Origin of the sequence: Luteibacter sp. 1214 (genome assembly GCF_031455395.1) — a bacterium.
GTDB lineage: Bacteria > Pseudomonadota > Gammaproteobacteria > Xanthomonadales > Rhodanobacteraceae > Luteibacter > Luteibacter mycovicinus.
This window is the reverse complement of the sequence record NZ_JAVDSQ010000002.1, coordinates 658,555-677,330: the sequence shown is the minus strand read 5'-3', so window position 1 is coordinate 677,330 and position 18,776 is coordinate 658,555. Positions and strand designations below refer to the sequence as shown.

Sequence of the window (18,776 nt, the reverse complement as noted above, 5' to 3'; positions counted from 1 at the left end):
ATCGGTCCCCCAGTCTAGCCCCCGCGCCGCTCGCCGTCGTGGGATGATGCCCGCCTTTCTCGGGCGAGGCCCGACGGTCAGAGTGACGCGGTGACGGACAAACACGCCCAGCCAACCCTGAAAGCTTTCGCGAGCCGTGCGACGAAATACCTGCTGGCGGCGGCCTTCGTGGGCGTGGCGATCTTTCTGCTGCATCGCTATATCGCGCGCATGTCCTGGCAGGACATCCGTGCGGCCATCGACCGCATCCCGCGCTGGCATGTCCTCGCGTCCATCGGCGCCACGCTGGTCAGCTGGTCCTGCCTCACGGCCTACGATGTCTTCGCCGTGGAGACCGTCGTGCCAGGCAAGGTCTCGATGCGCATGAAGATCTTCTCCGGTGCGACCACGCACGCGATCTGCAACGCGCTGGGTTTTCATGCGATTACGGGTACCGCGCTGCGTTACCGCATGTTGTCGACACGCGGGGTGAGTGCCCCCGATGTGGCCCGCGTGGTCGGGCTGGTCGGCTTCGCGGTGGCGCTCGGTTTCGCCTCGGTCACGGCGATCGCGTTGCTGCTCGAACCGTCGATCGCGCATGGGTGGGGACGCTGGCCCGGCGTCGCTCTGGTGATCCTGTTCGTCCTGCTCCTGCGCTGGCTGGCCGGCAAGCACGATGAACTGCGGATCTGGAAGTTCTCCACGCCGGTGCCTTCGGCGCGTTCGGCGGCCGCACAGGTCGCGATCGGCACCGTGGAAATGATCGGCGCGATCGCCGCCATGTATTTCCTGTTGCCTGCGGACGTCGCCGGCAGCTTTCTCGATTTCGCGCCGATCTACGTCGGCGCCATCCTCGCCGGCATCATCAGCAACACCCCCGGTGGCATTGGCGCGTTCGAAGCGCTGACCCTCGCGGCGTTCCCGCAGGAACAGCGCGCGCAGGTCCTCGCCGCACTGCTCGCCTATCGTGTCATCTACGGCCTCGGACCCTTCGCCATCGCGTCGCTGGCGCTGGGCGCGTTCGAAATCCGCCGCCGCACCAGGACATCCCGATGAACACGCATCGCCCACCGAACCTGCCATGGCGGGAGCCAGCCCTGCTGGCGAAAGCGTTTTGCCTCGTGCTCACCTTGAGCCTCCTCACGGCATGCGCCACACCTCACGCCCGCCGCACCGACGTGCTCTTCTGGAACCAGTCGCAGCGCGAAGCGAACTTCCGCGCGATGGAAACCCAGTACGCCAGCAACGTCGTCCGTCACGGCGTCGCGCACCCGTTGCCCGCCGGCACGCCGCTGACGCCGCATTTCGCCGATGCCACCACGCTCGACAGCTACATGGCCGAGCACCGCGTGGCTGGCGTCATGGTGCTTCAGCACGGCAAGGTGCGCCTCGAACGCTACGGCCTCGGCGCCACGCCATCGACACGATGGACTTCCTTCTCGGTCGCCAAGTCGTTCACGTCCACCCTTGTCGGCGCCGCGCTGCGTGACGGCTCGATCCACAGCCTCGACGACAAGGTCACGCGCTACATCCCCGAACTCGCCGCGGGTGCCTACCGAGACGTCACCGTCCGCCAGTTGCTGACGATGACCTCCGGCGTCCGCTGGAACGAGGACTATGTCGATCCGACATCGGATGTCGCGCAGATGTATGAGGGGGCGCGTCAGCCCGGCGTGCCGCTGCTCGTGTCGTACATGTCGAAGCTGCCGCGCGAATTCGCGCCGGGGGAACGCTGGGTCTACAAGACCGGCGAGACCGATCTGATCGGCATTCTCGTCGAGCGCGCCACCGGCACGTCGCTGGCGGCGTATCTCTCGGAGAAGGTCTGGAAGCCCTACGGCATGGCCGCCGATGCGATCTGGCTCAAGGACGGGGTCGATGGCACCGAAGCCGGAGGTTCCGGCGTGTCGGCCACGCTGGGCGACTATGCGCGTCTCGGCCAGTTCCTGCTCGATGGCGGCGTTGCCGACGGCAAACAGGTGCTCGCCGATGGTTGGCTTGCCGATGCGACACACAAGCACGCCGACATCGGCGCGCCCGGACGCGGCTATGGCTACCAGTGGTGGACCTACGACAACGGCGATTTCGCAGGCATCGGCATCTTCGGGCAGCTGCTCTACGTCGATCCGGCACGCGAACTGGTGATCGTCCAGCTGGCCGCGTGGCCCGTCGCCACCAATGACGCCCAGGCCACGGCCCGTGCGGCGTTCGTCAAAGCCGTCATCGCCGGTGCGGAGGACTGATCGGGCGGGGGAGGGTAAACTGCGACATCCCCATCGATCTGAAAGGCCCATCCCCATGGCCCTCGCCTGGAACGACCTCATCTGCACCCCGGACAAGGACGCGATCGACGCGCTCGCCGAATCCTGGGCCTGGCGCATCGGCGACGGCTATACGCCGCTGTTGTTCACGGCCCTCGGCGACATGTTCTACGAGGCCGACGAAGGCGGCATCTTCTGGCTCAATACGGGCACCGCGGAAGTGGAGCGCGTGGCCGAGAGCGTGCCCGGCTTCAATCAGCTGCTACGCGAAGAGATCGCCGACGACTGGCTTCTGCCGCCGTTGATCGAAGCGCTGCTTGAGGCGGGCAAGACGCGGGCGGAAGGGGAGTGCTACACCTACGTCACGCTGCCGATCTTCGCCGAAGGCGAGTACACCGTCGAGAATCTGAATCCGGTGCCGGCGATCGAGCATTTCGAACTGACGGGTTCGGTGCTGCAGCAGATGCAGGATCTGCCGGATGGGACGGATGTGAAGATCGATATTACGCATTAAGCGCCGGACGCGGCACCCGGACTGAGCGCTTAGTGGTCTGCGATCATGCGTAGTTCGATATCTCGATCAGGTTGAGGTCCGGATCGCGGATATAGATGGACTGGATCGGGCCGGTGGCGCCCGTCCTTCCCACGGGACCCTGCTCGATGGGTATGTCGGCCTGGTTCAACTCGCTGATGACATCCTTGAGCGGCGTGCCTGAAATGAGACATAGATCGATCGCGCCCGTCGTCGGGGCCGCGGCTTTCGGCTCGAATTCCTTGCCCTTCTGGTGAAGGTTGAATTTCTGCCTGCCGAAGACGAGCGCCTTGCGCCCTTCACCGAAGGTGACGACTTCCAGGCCCAGCACACGCGTGTAGAAGTCCACCGTCGTATCGATGTCGTTGACGGTGAGGACGAGGTGGTCGATCCGGTCGATGTTCATATCCACGACGATACTCGCCGCAGCACGATGTTTCATCGCCCAAAACCTGAAAATTTCTTCATGAGGAGAAACTATCGATTGCCCTTCCGCGCTGGCGACAGCGTGCGCGAAAAACGCGATGGCAGCTATCGGCCCGGCACAAGGTCGCCGGGAATCAGGCGACCTGGGCGCGATGGGCAGACGTCGCCGGAAGTTCGGTTTCCAGGACCCAGCGCACGCCGTCGGGTTCGAAAAGCAGACGCGAACCACCGCCCTGCCGGCACCCGACACCTCGCTCGATGAAGCGTGTGCCGAAGCCGCGCTCCAGCGGAGTGGACACGGTCGGGCCACCCTGTTCCTTCCATTCCAGCCGGAACCGGCCGCCTGCGGGCTCGGCGCACGACCAGGCGATCGTGACCGTTCCGGTGTCGTTCGACAGGGCACCGTACTTGACCGCGTTGGTCAGCAACTCATGCAGTGCCATGGTCAGGCTGACCGCGGTCTCGGCGCTGAGAATCAGCGGCGGCCCTTCCCTGTGAATCCGTGCGCCGCCGCAATCGAAGGGAAGCACCGTGGCCTCGACGACGTCGCTCAGCGGCACCTCTTCCCACGCCGTGGCGATCAGCTGGTCCTGGGCCGCGGCAAGCGCACGCAGACGACCGCTGAAACAGGTGACCGCGGCATCCATCGGTCGCCCTTCGCGAAAGGTCTGCTCCGCCATCGCCTGAACGACCGCCAGCGTGTTCTTGAGGCGATGGCTGAGCTCGTTGATCAGCACCCGCTGGCTGCGCTGCGCCACCCGGTGATCGGTAATGTCGGTGCAACTGCCCCAGTAGCCCGCAAAGGCGCCGCCCCGCTCGAACGGCGTGCCGTTTTCGACGATCCATCGATAAACGCCATCGTGCCGGCGCAGCCGGTACTCGAGCGAATAAGGCTCACGTGCGCCGAACGCATGAAAGAACACCGACGAAGACCGGTCGAAGTCTTCCGGATGGATGCCCTCGACCCAGCCTTCGCCTACCTCTTCCGCCATGGATCGGCCTCTGAAGGCCAGCCATGGTTTATTGAACCAGTCGCCCTGGCGATCGGTGCCGGTACGCCAGATCATCACCGGCGCGAAGTCCGCCAGTTCGCGGAACTCCCGTTCGCCCGCGGCAACGGCGCGGTCGATGGGAAGGGTGGCGTGATCGCTCATGGTGTTCACCGTCTCTGTCCGCACGTCGCCTTGCTTCCCCCGGTGCGGATAATTCATGTCAGCCCGGCCGACATCCTTGTCCGTCGCGCCGCCCGCTGGTCGGTAAGCGGGCGACCGCACCATAACGTAAGTTCCCGGTGGGTGACATGACGACAATCCTCCCCCGTGACATCAGTCACGGGGTGGCGCATGCGGCCGATTTTTCAGAATTTTCCTATTGCCAACGCGCCCGAAAAAGCCCGAAGAGGGGCGCTGGTATGCCAGAATCCGGTCGCCGCCGTGACATCGATCGCGTGCAGCATGTCACTGGGGATTACGAACGACCGCTGGTTCGCCGCTTGTGCGGCGGACGGACGTGCTCGTCAACTTTTGAATGGATCGGAAGGGAAACATGGATCTGCTTCGTTTCATCCTGATGCTGCCCGTACGCCTGCTGCGCGGCCTGGGTTGGTTGCTCGGTCGCGTGCTGCGGCCTGTCTTCGGCAACATGGCCTGGTCGGCACCCGCCTGGGTCCCCGCGACCGGCCGCGCCGCCCGCAGCCATCCCCTGAAGTTCACGGCCACGGTCGCCGGTGCGATCCTGATCGCCGCCGCCGGCTGGTTCGGCTGGCACTGGTGGGAAAACCGACCGAAGCCGGTCGAGCCCAACCGCATCACGTTTGAAGCCCCCGCGCCCGACATCAGCGACTACGAGCATGTCCCGGTGACGATCCATCCGCTCACGGTGACCTTCTCGGGGTCGGCAGCGAAGATCGAGTCGCTCGGCAAGCCGGTGACCGACGGCATCGCCATGGATCCGAAACTGCCCGGCCAGTGGAAGTGGGAGAGCGATCGCGTACTCACCTTCGTGCCGTCCGCGGACTGGCCGGTGGGTCGGAAGATCGAGGTCAGTTTCGACAAGGCGAAGGTGTTCGCGCCGCAAGCGGTGCTGGCCGACGACCACTTCACCGTCTCGACCGTCCCCTTCACCGCGCGCGTCGTCAATGGCGAGTTCTACCAGGACCCGCAGGATCCGACCAAGAAAAAGACCATCGTCCAGCTGGGCTTCAACTACCCGGTCGATGCGGCGCAGCTCGAGAAGCGCCTGAAGCTCGACCTGCGCAACGGGAACGAAAAGCGCGGCAGCGAACTGAAGTTCTCGGTCACCTATGACGATCGTCGCCTCAACGCGTTCGTCCACTCGCAGCCCCTGCAGCTGCCGCGCGACGACGGTTCGGTCGGCCTCAGGCTGGACGACGGCGCGGTGAGCAGCCGTGGCGGCGACGGCACGGAGAAAGCGCTGGAAACCGCGGTGCGCGTACCCGGCCTGTATAGCCTGAAGGTCGACGAGATCTCGGCCACGCTGGTGGACAACGCCCGCTTCGAGCCGGAGCAGGTCGTGGTGATGAATTTCGGCAGCCCGGTCAGCGATACCGAACTGGCGAAGCGGCTGCACGTCTGGGTGGTGCCCCGCAGCGATAAGGGCTACGGCGTTTCGACCATCGGCGAGAGCGACCTGCGCTCGTTCACGGCGATCAAGCCCGACGTGGTGCCGACCGAAAACGACTGGTCGGCCACGCAGAGCTTCAAATACCACGCCCAGCCGGGCCAGCAGATCTATGTCCGTGTGGACAAGGGCCTGACCTCGTTCGGCGGCTATATCATGGCGAAGTCGCGCGCCGAGCTGCTCACGGTGCCCGACTACCCGCGCCTGCTCCGCTTCATGGCCGACGGCTCACTGCTGTCGCTCAGCGGTGACAAGCGGATCTCCGTGGTCTCGCGCAATATCCCCGGCATGCGGGTGGAGATCGGCCGCGTGCTGCCGGACCAGCTGCAGCATCTGGTCTCGCTCAACGAGGGTAGCTACGCGAAGCCGGAAATGTACGGCTTCACCTCGGACCACATCGTCGACCGCTTCGTAAAGAAGGTTTCGTTCCCGGACGAAGGCCCGGGCAAGGCGCATTACGAAGGCTTCGATCTTGGCCAGTACCTCGCGTCCGGCAAGAAGGGCGTGTTCCTGCTCAAACTGTCCGGCTATGACGAGAACGCCGAGAAGGAAGCACGCGACCGGCGCGTCAAGGCAGCCCGCGAAGCCGCGGCCCGCGACGCGGGCGCCGATGCGGATGCCGCCGCGGCCGAAGCGGCGAAAGACGATGACGATAGCGGTCATGCACCTTACGACTGGCCGAAGGACGAGCGCCTGGTCGTCATCACCGACCTCGGCGTCATCGCCAAGAAGTCGATGGACGGAAGCCAGGACATCTTCGTGCAGTCCATCCGCAATGGCTCGCCGGTAAGTGGCGCCTCGGTCGCCGTGATCGCCAAAAACGGCAGTACGCTGTTCACGCAGACCACGGGCGCCGATGGCCTGGCTCACTTCGCCAGCCTGAAGGGCTTCACCCAGGAAAAAGCGCCGGCGATGTACGTCGTGCGTCAGGGCGAGGATCTGTCGTTCCTGCCCGTGACCTCGTACGACCGTACGCTGGACTTCTCGCGCTTCGACATCGGCGGTGAGCCCAACGCGCATAGCCAGGGCCAGCTCTCGGGCTACCTGTTCTCGGATCGCGGCATCTATCGTCCGGGCGACCTGTTCCATATCGGCATGATCGTGCGCGCCAACAGCTGGACGCGCAGCGTGGCGGGTATGCCCCTGATCGCCGAGGTGGTCGACCCGCGCGGCACCACCGTGCGCCAGCAGACCGTGTCCATGGACGCCGCCGGTTTCGCCGAGCTCGACCACACCACGTCCGAGACGTCGCCCACCGGCAACTGGACGGTGAACCTGTACATCGCCAAGGACGGCAAGCCGTACTCGCAGATCGGCAGCACGACCGTGCAGGTCAAGGAGTTTCAGCCGGACCGCATGAAGGTCGCGGCCAGATTGTCGACCGCCGTGACCGAAGGCTGGGTGAAGCCCGCGCAGCTGAAGGCACTGGTCGACGTGCAGAACCTGTTCGGGACCCCGGCGGCGGATCGCCGCGTCGAAGGGTCGCTGACGTTGCGCCCCGCGTACCCGTCATTCCCGAGCTACAAGGACTACCACTTCTACGACATCCGTCGTGCGAAGGAAGGCTTCGAAGAAAAGCTCGCCGATGCGAAGACCGACGACAAGGGTCATGCGGAGTTCGCGCTGGACCTGTCGAAGTATGCCGACGCGACCTACCAGCTCTACTTCCTCGCCAAGGCGTATGAAGCTGAGGGTGGCCGCAGCGTAGCCGCCGCGACCCAGGGTATGGTTTCGTCGAACGACTGGCTGGTCGGCTACAAGGCGGTCGACAACCTCGACTACGTGAGCCGCGACGCGAAGCGCACGGTCAACCTCGTCGCCATCGATCCGTCGGCGAAGCGCATCGACCTCAACGGCCTCAAGCAGGACATTGTCGAGACGCGCTTCGTCTCCGTACTGACCAGGCAGGAGTCCGGCGTCTTCAAGTACGAGTCGAAGGCACGCGAGACGGTAGTCTCCGAGACCCCGCTGACGATTCCCGCCGCCGGTCTCGACGTGGCGTTGCCCACGGACAAGCCTGGTAACTTCGCCCTGGTGGTGAAGGACGCGCAGGGCAAGGAGGTCAACCGCGTGGCCTGGTCGGTCGCCGGTGAGGGCAATGTGTCGCGTTCGCTCGAGCGCAACGCCGAGCTGCAGCTCACGCTGTCGAAGAAGGACTATGCGCCGGGTGAGGCGGTCGATATCGCGATCCGCGCACCGTACGCGGGTAGCGGCCTGATCACCATCGAACGCGACAAGGTCTATGCGCACGCCTGGTTCCATGCCGACACCACCAGCAGCGTCCAGCACATCACCGTGCCGGCGGATTTTGAAGGTAACGGCTACATCAACGTGCAGTACGTGCGCGATCCGTCGTCCGACGAGATCTTCATGAGCCCGTTGTCGTTCGGTGTCGTGCCGTTCTCGGTCAACATGGACGCGCGTCGCAACGTGCTCGCCGTGGAGTCGCCGTCGCTGGTGAAGCCCGGCGACACCGTGACCTTCCACGTCACCTCGACCACGCCGACGCGTGCGGTGGTCTTCGCGGTGGACGAGGGCATCCTGCAGGTCGCGCACTACAAGCTCGGCGATCCGCTGCAGTACTTCTTCCGCAAGCGCATGCTCGAAGTGTCGACCTCGCAGATCCTGGATCTGATCATCCCGGACTTCCAGAAGCTGATGACGATGGCGGCACCCGGCGGTGACGCGGACGGTGCCATCGGCCGCCAGCTCAACCCGTTCAAGCGCAAGCGTGACAAGCCGGTGGCCTACTGGTCCGGCATCGTCGATGTCGACGGCTCGAAGGACCTGACGTACAAGGTGCCCGACTACTTCAACGGCAAGCTGCGCGTCATGGCGGTGAGTGTGTCGCCTGAGAAGATCGGTACGTTCGAAGGCGCGACCACCGTGCGCGGCGATTTCGTGCTGTCGCCGAACGTGCCCACGACGCTTGCCCCGGGCGATGAAGCCGAGATCAGTGTCGGCGTCGCCAACAACCTGACCGGACTTGGCGGAAAGGAAATCCCGGTGGCGGTGAGCCTCAGACTCGGTCCGCAACTGCAGCTGGTCGGGGACGCGTCCAAAACGCTGAATCTCGGCGAGATGCGCGAGGGCGTGGCGATCTTCCGGGTACGGGCGACGAACAAGCTCGGTTCGGGCAACCTCACCTTCACCGCGGGCGCGAACGGCAAGTCGGCGAAGCAGTCGGTGGATCTTTCGGTCCGCCCCGCCTCGCCGATGCGTACCGATTTGGCCTTCGGCCGCGTCGATGCCCACGGCCGCGCGGACGTGACCCCGTTGCGCGACATGCATGACGAATACGCCAAGCGCGACGCGGCGTTCTCGTCGGTGCCGGTGGTGCTGGCGCGTGGCCTTGCCGCGTACCTCGTCGACTTCCCGCACTACTGCACGGAGCAGGTCATCAGCGCGGCGATGCCGGCGCTGATCCTCGGCAACCGTCCGGAGTTCGGCGACGTGAAGAAAGCCCGCATGCTCGGTGACGACACGCCTCCCGCCGATCCGGTGGCCGCGTTGTTCGACGTGCTGCGCGCACGCCAGAACGGGCAGGGCGGTTTCGGCCTGTGGACGGCGACGCCGGATACGCACACCTTCGCCACCGACTACGCCGTGCATTACATGATCGAAGCGACCGATCACGGCGTGGCCGTGCCGCGCGACATGCTGGCCTCGGCCGATGAAGCGCTGCGCCAGATTGCCGCCGACGATAGTGGCGACACGCTGGTGCAGATGCGGCAGCGCGCCTATGCGATCTACCTGCTGACCCGTCAGGGTAACGTCACGACCAACGACCTGGCTTCGGTGCAGGGACGTCTGCAGGACGTTTTCCCGAAGGACTGGAAGAGCGACCTCGCCGCCGCGTGGATCGCGGCGTCGTACCAGCTGTTGCATCAGGACAAGATGGCGAACGACCTGATGGCGCAGCCGCGCAAGCTGCTCGGTCGCAAGCCGGCGGACGAGTCGTACGCGTACTTCGATTACTACGACGCGCCGATTCGCGATGCCACCGTGCTGTATCTGCTGGCGAAGCACTTCCCCGCACAGGCGAAGGCACTGCCGCCCGAGACCATCGACAACCTCGTGCGTCCGCTCGGGCAGGGCCACTACAACACCCTGTCCTCCGGCATGATCATCCTCGCGCTGGATGCATGGGCGAAAGAGACCGGTGGCGATGTGAGCAAGCTGTCGATCGGTTCGGTCGCGGCCGATGGCACCGTTACGCCGATCGGCGCGCCGAAGGGCGTGCTGGTCGACGCGCACTGGGCGGCGGGTACGCAGCGGCTGCGTCTGGTCAACGATGCCGACGCCCCGGCGTGGTATGGCGTGGCGCAGACCGGTTTCGATCGCAAGCCGTCGGCCGAAACGCGCAAGGACGGTCTGGAAATCACCCGGACCTACACCGATACCAAGGGCAAGTCGATCGACAGCGTCGCCACGGGTGACGAGATCGACGTTCACGTGCGTATCCGCGCGACGAAGAGCGACGCCGTGGACGACATCGCTATCGTCGACCTGTTGCCCGGTGGTTTCGAACCGGTGTTGCAGACGGCGCCGGCTGCGGATGCCGATGCGCCCTCGTCGGACGAAGCCACGTCGGATGACGATGCGAACGGCGGTGCCGACGAGCAAGCGAGCAACGACGGGGAAGGTGACGGCGAAGGCGACAACACCCCGGCATGGCATTCGCCGATCGGCAATCCGGAATCCACGTGGAAGCCCGACTACGCGGACGTTCGCGAGGACCGCGTGGTGGTCTATGGCATGGCCAGCACCGACGTGCAGGAGTTCGTCTACCGGATCAAGGCGACGAATGCGGGTAAGTTCGTCATTCCGCCCGTCTTCGCCGAGTCGCTGTATGACCGGGGTACACAGGCGCGGGCGCCAGGTGGCGGGAGCATCACCGTGACGGCCAAGCCGTGATCTGTCGGGGGTAACGGGTACACCGGGTCGCCAGCCCTGCTGGCGATAACGGGCCCCGTCACCCTCCCGTCGTGCCCACGTCCTGATGAACCTTCTCAAGCGCCTCGCCCGGATCCCATGGCACAACGCCCTCGTGGCGTTGCTGCTCATCGCGATCGTCCCCGTGGCGTGTCGCCTCTGGCCCCACGAGCCCCTGCGCGCCTGGCTCCCCTCATCGACCGCCGTCTACGACGCCGACGGCCGGCTGCTCCGGCTTACCCTCGCCAGCGACGACCGTTACCGGCTCTGGGTTCCCTTGCAGGACATCTCGCCGCAACTCGTCGACGGCGTCCTGCTGCACGAAGACCGCTGGTTCCGCTGGCATCCGGGCGTCAGCGCCTGGGGCCTCGCGCGCGGCGCATGGGTCACCTACGTACGTCACGGCAATCCCCAGGGTGGTTCCACCATCACCATGCAGCTGGCGCGGCTGATCTGGCATCTGGATACGCGCAGCCCCGGCGGCAAACTGGTGCAGGCCGCGCGGGCGATGCAGCTGGAACTGCGGTACTCCAAACACGACATTCTCGAGGCATACCTCAATGCCGCGCCTTACGGCCGCAACGTGGAAGGCGTCGGCGCGGCCAGTCTCGCGTACTTCGGCAAGCCACCCGCACGACTCACCTTGCCCGAAGCGTTGACCCTCGCGGTCATTCCGCAGGAACCGTCGCGCGGTGTGCCCGGCACGGTCGGCGGGGCCACGGTGATCGACAGGGCGCTGAAGCAGTCGCGCGACCGGCTGTTCGCGCGTTGGGTGGCGAAGCACCCGCACGATGTCGCCGCGCGACCGCTCTTCGCCCTGCCGCTGAGCCTTCGCCCGCTGTCCCGGCTGCCTTTCGAGGCGCCGCATTTTGTCGAGCAGGTACTCGCCGAGCGTCGCCTCGATGGTGGCGACGACATGCGCGTGGTCACCACGCTGGATCTCGGACTTCAGCACAGCCTCGAGCTTCAGGTTCGCCAGTACGTCGAGCACGGTGGCGATCGCGGTATAAAAAATGCCGCGGCGATCCTGATCGACACGCGCGACATGGGGATCAAGGCGCTGGTCGGCTCCGCCGACTATTTCGACTCCTCCATCCAGGGCCAGGTCAACGGCACGCAGGCAAAACGCTCGCCCGGATCCACCCTGAAGCCTTTCATCTATGCGCTGGGTTTCGATCAGGGCCTGCTCCATCCGGAAACGGTGCTACGTGACGTGCCGTCAGCGTTCGGCCCCTATACACCGGAGAACTTCGACGGTCGCTTTCTGGGCCCGGTGACCGCCACCCAGGCGCTGATCCGCAGCCGCAACATTCCCGCCGTGCAGATCGCCGCGAAGCTGGCCAGCCCCAACCTCTATCAGTTCCTGCACGATGCCGGCATCTCGCGCATGGCCAGCGAGAAACATTACGGCCTCGCTCTGGTCCTCGGCGGCGGTGAAGTCACCATGCAGGAACTGGGCAGTCTCTACGCCATGCTGGCCAACCGCGGCGAACTGCGGCCACTGCGCACGCTCGCCACCCAGCCACGTACGCAAGGCTCGCGTGTGCTGAGCGAGGAGGCCAGCTTCATGGTCATGGACATGCTGCGGCAGAACCCGCGCCCTGACGACGCGGTCGCCGCGCAACCCTCGCGCCTGCCCATTTACTGGAAGACCGGGACGTCATGGAGCTTCCGCGATGCATGGACCGCGGGCAGCTTCGGGCCCTACGTGCTGGTCGTCTGGATAGGCAATTTCGACGGGGTGGGCAATCCGGCTTTCGTCGGCGTGGACGCCGCGGCACCGCTGTTCTTCCGCATTGCCGATGCCCTGCGCGCGGAACGGCCACGCCTCGCCGAGCCCGTCCGGCGCAACCCGCCGAACCTGCGCCGCGTGCCGATCTGCCTGGCCAGCGGCGACCTGCCCAACGCCTGGTGCCCGCAGGTGGGCAGCACCTGGTTCATTCCCGGCAAGTCGCCGATCCGCGTGAGTACCGTGCACCGTCCGGTGGTCATCGACACGGCGACGGGTCAGCCGGCGTGTCCGCCGTACGACCCGCAACGCACGCGTACCGAGGTGTATGAGTACTGGCCGTCGGATCTGGCTCGCGTCTTCGCCCAGGCGGGTCTGGCACGGCGGACACCGCCCCCGCTGCCGGACTGCCAGGGCGGCGGCCAGCTGGTTGGCGATCCGCCCAGAATCACCTCGCCCCTGAAGGGCAGCACCTACCAGATCCGGGTCTCCCGCCTGGGTACGGAGCGCGTGGCGTTCACGGCGACGGCGGACGGCGCGTCGCGCATGCTGTACTGGTTCGTCGACGACGCTTACCTGGGCAGCGTCCCGAGCGGCCAGAGCCTGATGTGGGCCCCCGATCGCACCGGGCGATTCCTTGTCCGCGTGGTCGACGACCGGGGGCGTACGGACGCCCGCGAGCTGGGCATCGGCGCCGTGGAATAGGCGGCCTCGGCGAATCACTGCGCGTTTCCGGCAGCGGGCGTTCAGGGCACCCCCCGGATCGTCGATAACGACGGTCTGAAGCTCAACAGGGGAGAACCGTCATCATGGCCATCGGAGTGTTTTCCGGCGTTCGCCGGATGTTCGTGAAAACGGATGCGTGCGCGCACGCCAAGCTGGAGGCGCTCGATCGGACTCAGGCGGTTATCGAGTTCGCCCTGGATGGCACCATTCTCAAGGCGAACCGCAACTTTCTCGATGCCATGGGCTACGCCCAGGGCACCGAGATCGTGGGTCGCCACCACCGCATCTTCGTGGACCCGGAAGACGCCGCCTCACCGGAATACGCCGCGTTCTGGAAGCGCCTCGGCTCCGGCGAGCCCGACATGGGCCTGTACCGCCGTCGCGGCAAGGACGGCCGTGAGGTCTGGATCCAGGCGAGCTACAACCCGGTGCTCAACGCGTTCGGCCGACCGGTCAAAGTCGTCAAGTTCGCCACCGACGTCACGGAGCAACGCCTGCGCGCCGCCGACATGGAAGGCCGGCTGGCGGCCATCGACAAGGCGCAGGCGGTGATCAGCTTCTCCCTGGAGGGCATCATCCTCGAGGCGAACGATAATTTCCTCGCCACCATGGGGTACGAGCGTGCCGACGTCATCGGCAGGCACCACCGCATGTTCGTCGATCAGGCCGATCGCGAAGGCTCCGACTACCTCGCTTTCTGGCAGAAACTGGGTCGTGGCGAATACGACTCGGGGCTATATCGCCGGGTCGACCATCGCGGTCGCGAAGTGTGGATACAGGGCAGTTACAACCCGATCTTCGACATGGCCGGCCGACCCTTCAAGGTGGTCAAGTACGCCACCGACGTCACCGCGCAGACGCGTGCCGCGCGCACCCTGCACGCGTCGCTCTCCGAACTGGCCGACACCGTGCCGGCGATCGCGGAGCAAGCCCGGGTCACCAACAACCTGGCCAACGCGGCCAGCCGCTCGGCGGTGGACGGGGGTGCGATGGTCGACGCGGTGATCTCCACCATGTCCGCGATCCAGAGTGGCGCACGTGACATCTCCGACATCGTCGCGATGATCGATTCGATCGCCTTCCAGACCAACATTCTGGCGCTCAACGCATCCATCGAAGCGGCGCGCTCCGGGGTCCATGGCCGTGGCTTCGCGGTGGTGGCCAACGAAGTACGCATGCTGTCCCAGCAGAGCGCCGAGTCGGCTCGCGACATTCGTGCGCTTATCGACGGGACGCTCGAGCGCGTCCGCGAAGGCAGCGAGCGCAGCGGGGAGGCCGGTGCGGCGATGCGCGACATCCTCAGCAACGTCGGGACCCTGCTCGAGCGCGTCTCCGATGTGGCGGTGGCGACGACCCAGCAGGCGGGCGGTATCGACAACGTCCGTCGCGCGGTGGCCGAACTGGCGTGACCCGGGGCGCGGCGTGACGAAGGCATGCGGCGGCGGTTACGACCCCTGGATGTCGCCCGGGGGCTGATGCCAGCGCCTGCCGTGCTCGATCATGTGCAGCCGGATTTCGTCTTCCGCGATGGCGGCCAGTGCACGAAGACCGTTGGCTTCGAGCTCGCTGAGGCCACGGGGCACGTCGCCGAAGACACACAGGGTGCCCAGCACCTGGCCATCCGGCGCGTGCAGCGGGTGGCCGGCGTAAAAGCGGATATGCGGGTCGCCCGTCACCAGCGGGTTGCGCTGGAAACGCTCATCGCTACGGGCGTCTTCCACCACCAGGATGTCCTCCCCCAGGATCGCATGACTACAGATCGCCCAGCCGCGGGGCGTCTCTTCCGGGGCGAGACCCTGCCGGGACTTGAACCACTGGCGCCGCGAGGTAAGCAGGGCAATCGCGGCCGTGGGCGCACCGGTCATCTGGCAGGCCAGCCAGGTGATACGGTCGAAGACCGGATCCTGCGCGGTGTCGAGCAGCCCGCTGCGCGCCACTGAGCGCAGACGTCGTGCCTCGTCCGCGGGAACCGGATAATCGGGGTGACGCGCCGGACGGAGCTCTTCCGGCAGGGTCAACGGTGACTCGCCCGGGGGTGCCATGCGCTCCTCGAGCAGGGCCAGCACGGCACTGCGCCGCATGCGCCGATGACCGCCGGGGGTCTTCCACGAGGTCAGTGCGCCCCCTTCGATCCATTTCTGAGCGGTGCTCACGGAAATGCCAAGCAACTCCGCGGCGTCGCGCGTCGTCACGGTGGGATCATCGGGCGAATCGGGAGGAATGCGGTCGTTCAAGGCAGCCACGTACGTAGTTCATTCAACTGTTTGAAACTACCACAGGCGATGCCCCGACTCGCTTGTCGAAAACACCGCGTTTGAGTGGCGTTTTGTTGCGTGAGCAAAGACATACACGACAACGGCGTGAACTCTGGTATACGCGGCGGATCGATTTTCGCTCATGGAGCCAGCGCATGACCTCGTTCGCCACGTATCCCAGTCTCGTCGATCGTACCGTCGTCATTACCGGAGGTGCCAGCGGCATCGGTGCCTCGTTCGTCGAGCACTTTGCGGCCCAGGGCGCGAAAACCGCCTTCCTCGACGTGGCGGCCGATGCGGGCAAAGCGCTCGCGGAGCGCCTCGGCGGTGCGCGCCACCGGCCCCGTTTCCTGCGTTGCGACCTGTCGGACGTCGAGGCGCTCCGCGGAGCGATCGCCACGGTCCGCACGGACCTCGGCCCGGTGGGCGTGCTGGTCAACAACGCGGCAAACGACGTGCGCCATGACATAGCGGACACCACGCCGGAGGAATTCGACCGCAGCATGGCCACGAACCTGCGACACCAGTACTTCGCCACCCAGGCGATCCTGCCGGATATGCGTAGCCTGGGCGGTGGCTCGGTGATCTGCCTCGGCTCGACGGGCTGGATGAAGAAGAACGCCGGCTACCCCATGTACGCGACCGCCAAGGCGGCCATCGAAGGTTTTGTCTATGGCATGGCCCGGGAACTCGGTCGCGACCGTATCCGGATCAACTGTCTGGTGCCGGGCTGGGTCATCACGGACAAGCAGCGCGAGATGTGGCTCGACGAAGAGGGGGAGGAGGAGATTCGCCGCGTGCAATGCCTGCCGGGCCACCTGATGCCCGAGGATCTGGCGCGGGCGGCGTTGTTTCTTGCGGCCGACGACAGCCGCATGTGTACCGGACAGAACTTCATCGTGGACGGCGGATGGGTCTGAAGCGCGGCATAACGTCTCACCCGGAGGCGACGTCACGCATACAGGTCGAACACATGTCGAGGCATCCAATTCAGGTTTCACATACCTGAAGGACGACCCCATGGACGCCCCCATTCAGCAAGAGGTCGCCGCCGCGCATCCCAAGGCGGCGATCGTCACGACCTGTATCCTCGCGGCGCTCGCCGGCCTCATGTTCGGCCTCGACATCGGCGTGATCTCCGGCGCCACGCAGTTCATCCAGGCGGAGTTCAAGGTCAGAGATCACATGATCGAATGGATCGTCAGCTCGATGATGGCTGGCGCGGCGATCGGCGCGCTGGGTGCCGGCTGGATGTCGGCATCCCTGGGCCGCAAGCGCTCGCTGATCTTCGCGGGCATCGTTTTCATTGCCGGTTCGCTCTTCTGCGCCGTCGCATGGTCACCCGCGATCCTGATCGTGGCTCGTCTGGTCCTGGGCGTCGCTATCGGTGTCGCCACCTTCACCGCGCCGCTGTATCTTGCGGAAGTAGCGCCGGAAAAGATTCGCGGCGCGATGATCTCCACCTACCAGCTGATGATCACCACGGGCATCCTGCTGGCCTTCCTTTCCGACACGGCCTTCAGCGCCAGCGGTAACTGGCGCTGGATGCTCGGCATCATCGCGGCGCCTGGCGTGCTCTTTCTCATCGGCCTGTTCTTCCTGCCCGACAGCCCGCGCTGGCTGCTGATGCGCGGTCGTCGTGAGGATGCGCAGATCGTCCTGGCGAAGCTTCGCGGCGATGAGGCGGTGGTCAAAAAGGAAATCGCGGCGATCGACGAGCAGCTCAAGACGAAGCAGCACGGCTGGAGCATGTTTAAGGAGAACGCCAATTTTCGTCGCTCCGTCGGCCTAGGCGTGCTCCTGCAGGCGGTCCAGCAATTCACCGGTATGAACGTGGTGATGTACTACGCGCCGCGCATCTTCAAGGACATGGGTTACGACACGCACGCGCAGATGTGGTTCACCGCGGCGGTCGGTCTGACCAATGTCCTCGCTACGCTGATCGCCTTCGCCTTCGTCGACCGGCTGGGCCGCAAGCCCATCCTGTATGCCGGCTTCACCATCATGGCCGTGGGCCTGGGCGTGGTGGGAACCATGATGGGTCTGGGCATCAACTCGCGCGGCGAGCAGTTCTTCACCGTGGGCATGCTTCTGGTCTTCATCGTCGGCTTCGCGATGTCCGCCGGCCCGCTGATCTGGACGCTGTGTTCGGAAGTCCAGCCTCTGAAGGGACGCGACTTCGGTATCGCCGCGTCGACGTTCACCAACTGGGTCACCAACATGATCGTCGGTGCCACGTTCCTGAGCCTGCTCAGCGGTATCGGCAACGCCCAGACCTTCTGGCTCTACGCGGCGCTCAATGCGCTCTTCATTTTCGTCACCTTCTTCCTGGTGCCGGAGACCAAGGGCGTCACCCTCGAGCAGATCGAACACAACCTGATGAGCGGCAAGCCGTTGCGCAAGATCGGTCAATAACCCGGCAACGGACAGGAGCGCGCCAAACGCGCTCCTGTCTGGCGTCGTTCGCCTAACACGTCGTGAGACGTCGTGTCATGAGAATCGCGCCCATTCCAGGCCGCCGGCGTACGATAGATCCGAAAAAAATCGGATTTTTGAGTTTTATTCCATATGCCATGTCGGAGATATCCGACAGACTTCTCAGAGCGCTCGCGTAGTCGAGCTCGGCTGCGTGATGCGCGGGGTGACCCCGTGTCTCCCCAGGCCGGCGGTCCCGTCGGGACCGTTTCTCAAGATCTGAAAAGGGTTAATTGGATGAACCTCAAAGCAATCACTTCCGCGCTGCTCATTGCGGGTCTCGCCGCTCCGTCGGCATTCGCCTCGACGGGCACCGTCACGTTCACCGGTTCCATCACCAACGTCACCTGCACGGTCGACGGTGGTGCGCCGGGCAACGGCCCGGACTTCACCGTCAACATCGGTGCGGTCAACGCGGCCGACTTCGCCAACGTCGGCGATACCTCGGGTAACACGGGCTACCGCATCTACATTGGTAAAGCCGGCGAAACCACCTGCGCGGATGGAACGAAGGTGTGGGCGAGCTACGACACCGGCTCGACGGTGGATCCGGCCACGGGCGCGCTGAAGACCGTCGGCGCCGCGACGGGTGTGCAGATTCGTCTGTTCGACAAGAACGGTCAGCCGATCGACATCTGGAACGACAAGCAGGATAGCGTCAAGGAAGTCGTCGTCGGCAACCAGGCCCTGCTGGCCTATTCGGCTTCGTACCAGCGCACGGGAAACATCACGGCGGGTGACGCCAACAGCTCGGTGACCTACACCGTCCGCTTCGAGAACTAAGGAAGGAAGTCGACCGCCGGCCTGGCCGGCGGTCG

12 protein-coding genes are annotated in these 18,776 nt (G+C 65.4%); 9 read left to right on the top strand and 3 right to left on the bottom strand.

What is annotated here, in order from left to right; genetic code table 11:
- Nucleotides 1-90: 90 nt before the first annotated feature.
- The 3 genes from J2X57_RS07605 to J2X57_RS07595 are packed head-to-tail and all read left to right on the top strand — an operon-like array spanning nucleotide 91 to nucleotide 2,754.
- A complete protein-coding gene (locus tag J2X57_RS07605) occupies nucleotides 91-1,035 on the top strand; it encodes a YbhN family protein (RefSeq protein ID WP_051943183.1) in 945 nt (314 codons plus the stop codon).
- Nucleotides 1,032-2,222: a serine hydrolase gene (locus J2X57_RS07600; protein WP_081996651.1), complete on the top strand. Its 1,191-nt coding sequence runs from the start codon at nucleotides 1,032-1,034 to the stop codon at nucleotides 2,220-2,222. The genes J2X57_RS07605 and J2X57_RS07600 overlap by 4 nt, the downstream gene beginning before the upstream one ends.
- 55 nt (nucleotides 2,223-2,277) lie before the next feature.
- Entirely contained in the window at nucleotides 2,278-2,754 is a 477-nt protein-coding gene (locus tag J2X57_RS07595; protein WP_043696574.1) for a T6SS immunity protein Tdi1 domain-containing protein, read from the top strand.
- Nucleotides 2,755-2,797: 43 nt separating this feature from the next.
- Here the strand turns inward: J2X57_RS07595 and J2X57_RS07590 are convergent, their stop codons facing one another.
- On the bottom strand, nucleotides 2,798-3,178 hold the full coding sequence (locus J2X57_RS07590) for a VOC family protein (RefSeq protein ID WP_309865725.1): 381 nt from the start codon (nucleotides 3,176-3,178) through the stop codon (nucleotides 2,798-2,800).
- Between the two features lie 154 nt (nucleotides 3,179-3,332).
- Nucleotides 3,333-4,352 (bottom strand): HWE histidine kinase domain-containing protein, encoded by a 1,020-nt coding sequence (locus J2X57_RS07585; RefSeq protein ID WP_309865415.1) that lies wholly within the window; start codon nucleotides 4,350-4,352, stop codon nucleotides 3,333-3,335.
- A 391-nt stretch (nucleotides 4,353-4,743) separates the two neighbouring features.
- On the opposite strand from J2X57_RS07585, the gene J2X57_RS07580 reads away from it, so the two are divergent.
- The 3 genes from J2X57_RS07580 (at nucleotide 4,744) to J2X57_RS07570 (ending at nucleotide 14,637) form a co-directional block, all read left to right on the top strand.
- Nucleotides 4,744-10,755, top strand: a complete 6,012-nt coding sequence (locus J2X57_RS07580; protein WP_309865411.1) for an alpha-2-macroglobulin — start codon at nucleotides 4,744-4,746, stop codon at nucleotides 10,753-10,755.
- Between the two features lie 85 nt (nucleotides 10,756-10,840).
- Entirely contained in the window at nucleotides 10,841-13,207 is a 2,367-nt protein-coding gene (gene pbpC, locus J2X57_RS07575) for a penicillin-binding protein 1C (RefSeq protein WP_309865408.1), read from the top strand.
- 104 nt (nucleotides 13,208-13,311) lie between these two features.
- Entirely contained in the window at nucleotides 13,312-14,637 is a 1,326-nt protein-coding gene (locus tag J2X57_RS07570; protein ID WP_197062447.1) for a PAS domain-containing methyl-accepting chemotaxis protein, read from the top strand.
- A gap of 36 nt (nucleotides 14,638-14,673) precedes the next feature.
- On the opposite strand, the gene J2X57_RS07565 is transcribed toward J2X57_RS07570, so the two are convergent.
- Nucleotides 14,674-15,471 carry a GAF domain-containing protein gene (locus tag J2X57_RS07565; RefSeq protein WP_308846705.1) on the bottom strand — a complete coding sequence of 266 codons (798 nt, stop codon included), beginning with the start codon at nucleotides 15,469-15,471 and terminating at the stop codon, nucleotides 14,674-14,676.
- 167 nt (nucleotides 15,472-15,638) lie between these two features.
- On the opposite strand from J2X57_RS07565, the gene J2X57_RS07560 reads away from it, so the two are divergent.
- From J2X57_RS07560 to J2X57_RS07550, 3 genes are all read left to right on the top strand, one after another.
- Complete coding sequence (locus J2X57_RS07560) at nucleotides 15,639-16,403, top strand: SDR family oxidoreductase (protein ID WP_309865405.1); 765 nt, start codon at nucleotides 15,639-15,641, stop codon at nucleotides 16,401-16,403.
- 100 nt (nucleotides 16,404-16,503) lie between these two features.
- Entirely contained in the window at nucleotides 16,504-17,898 is a 1,395-nt protein-coding gene (locus tag J2X57_RS07555) for a sugar porter family MFS transporter (protein ID WP_309865402.1), read from the top strand.
- Between the two features lie 297 nt (nucleotides 17,899-18,195).
- Nucleotides 18,196-18,741, top strand: a complete 546-nt coding sequence (locus J2X57_RS07550) for a fimbrial protein (RefSeq protein WP_308846707.1) — start codon at nucleotides 18,196-18,198, stop codon at nucleotides 18,739-18,741.
- Nucleotides 18,742-18,776: the final 35 nt, after the last annotated feature.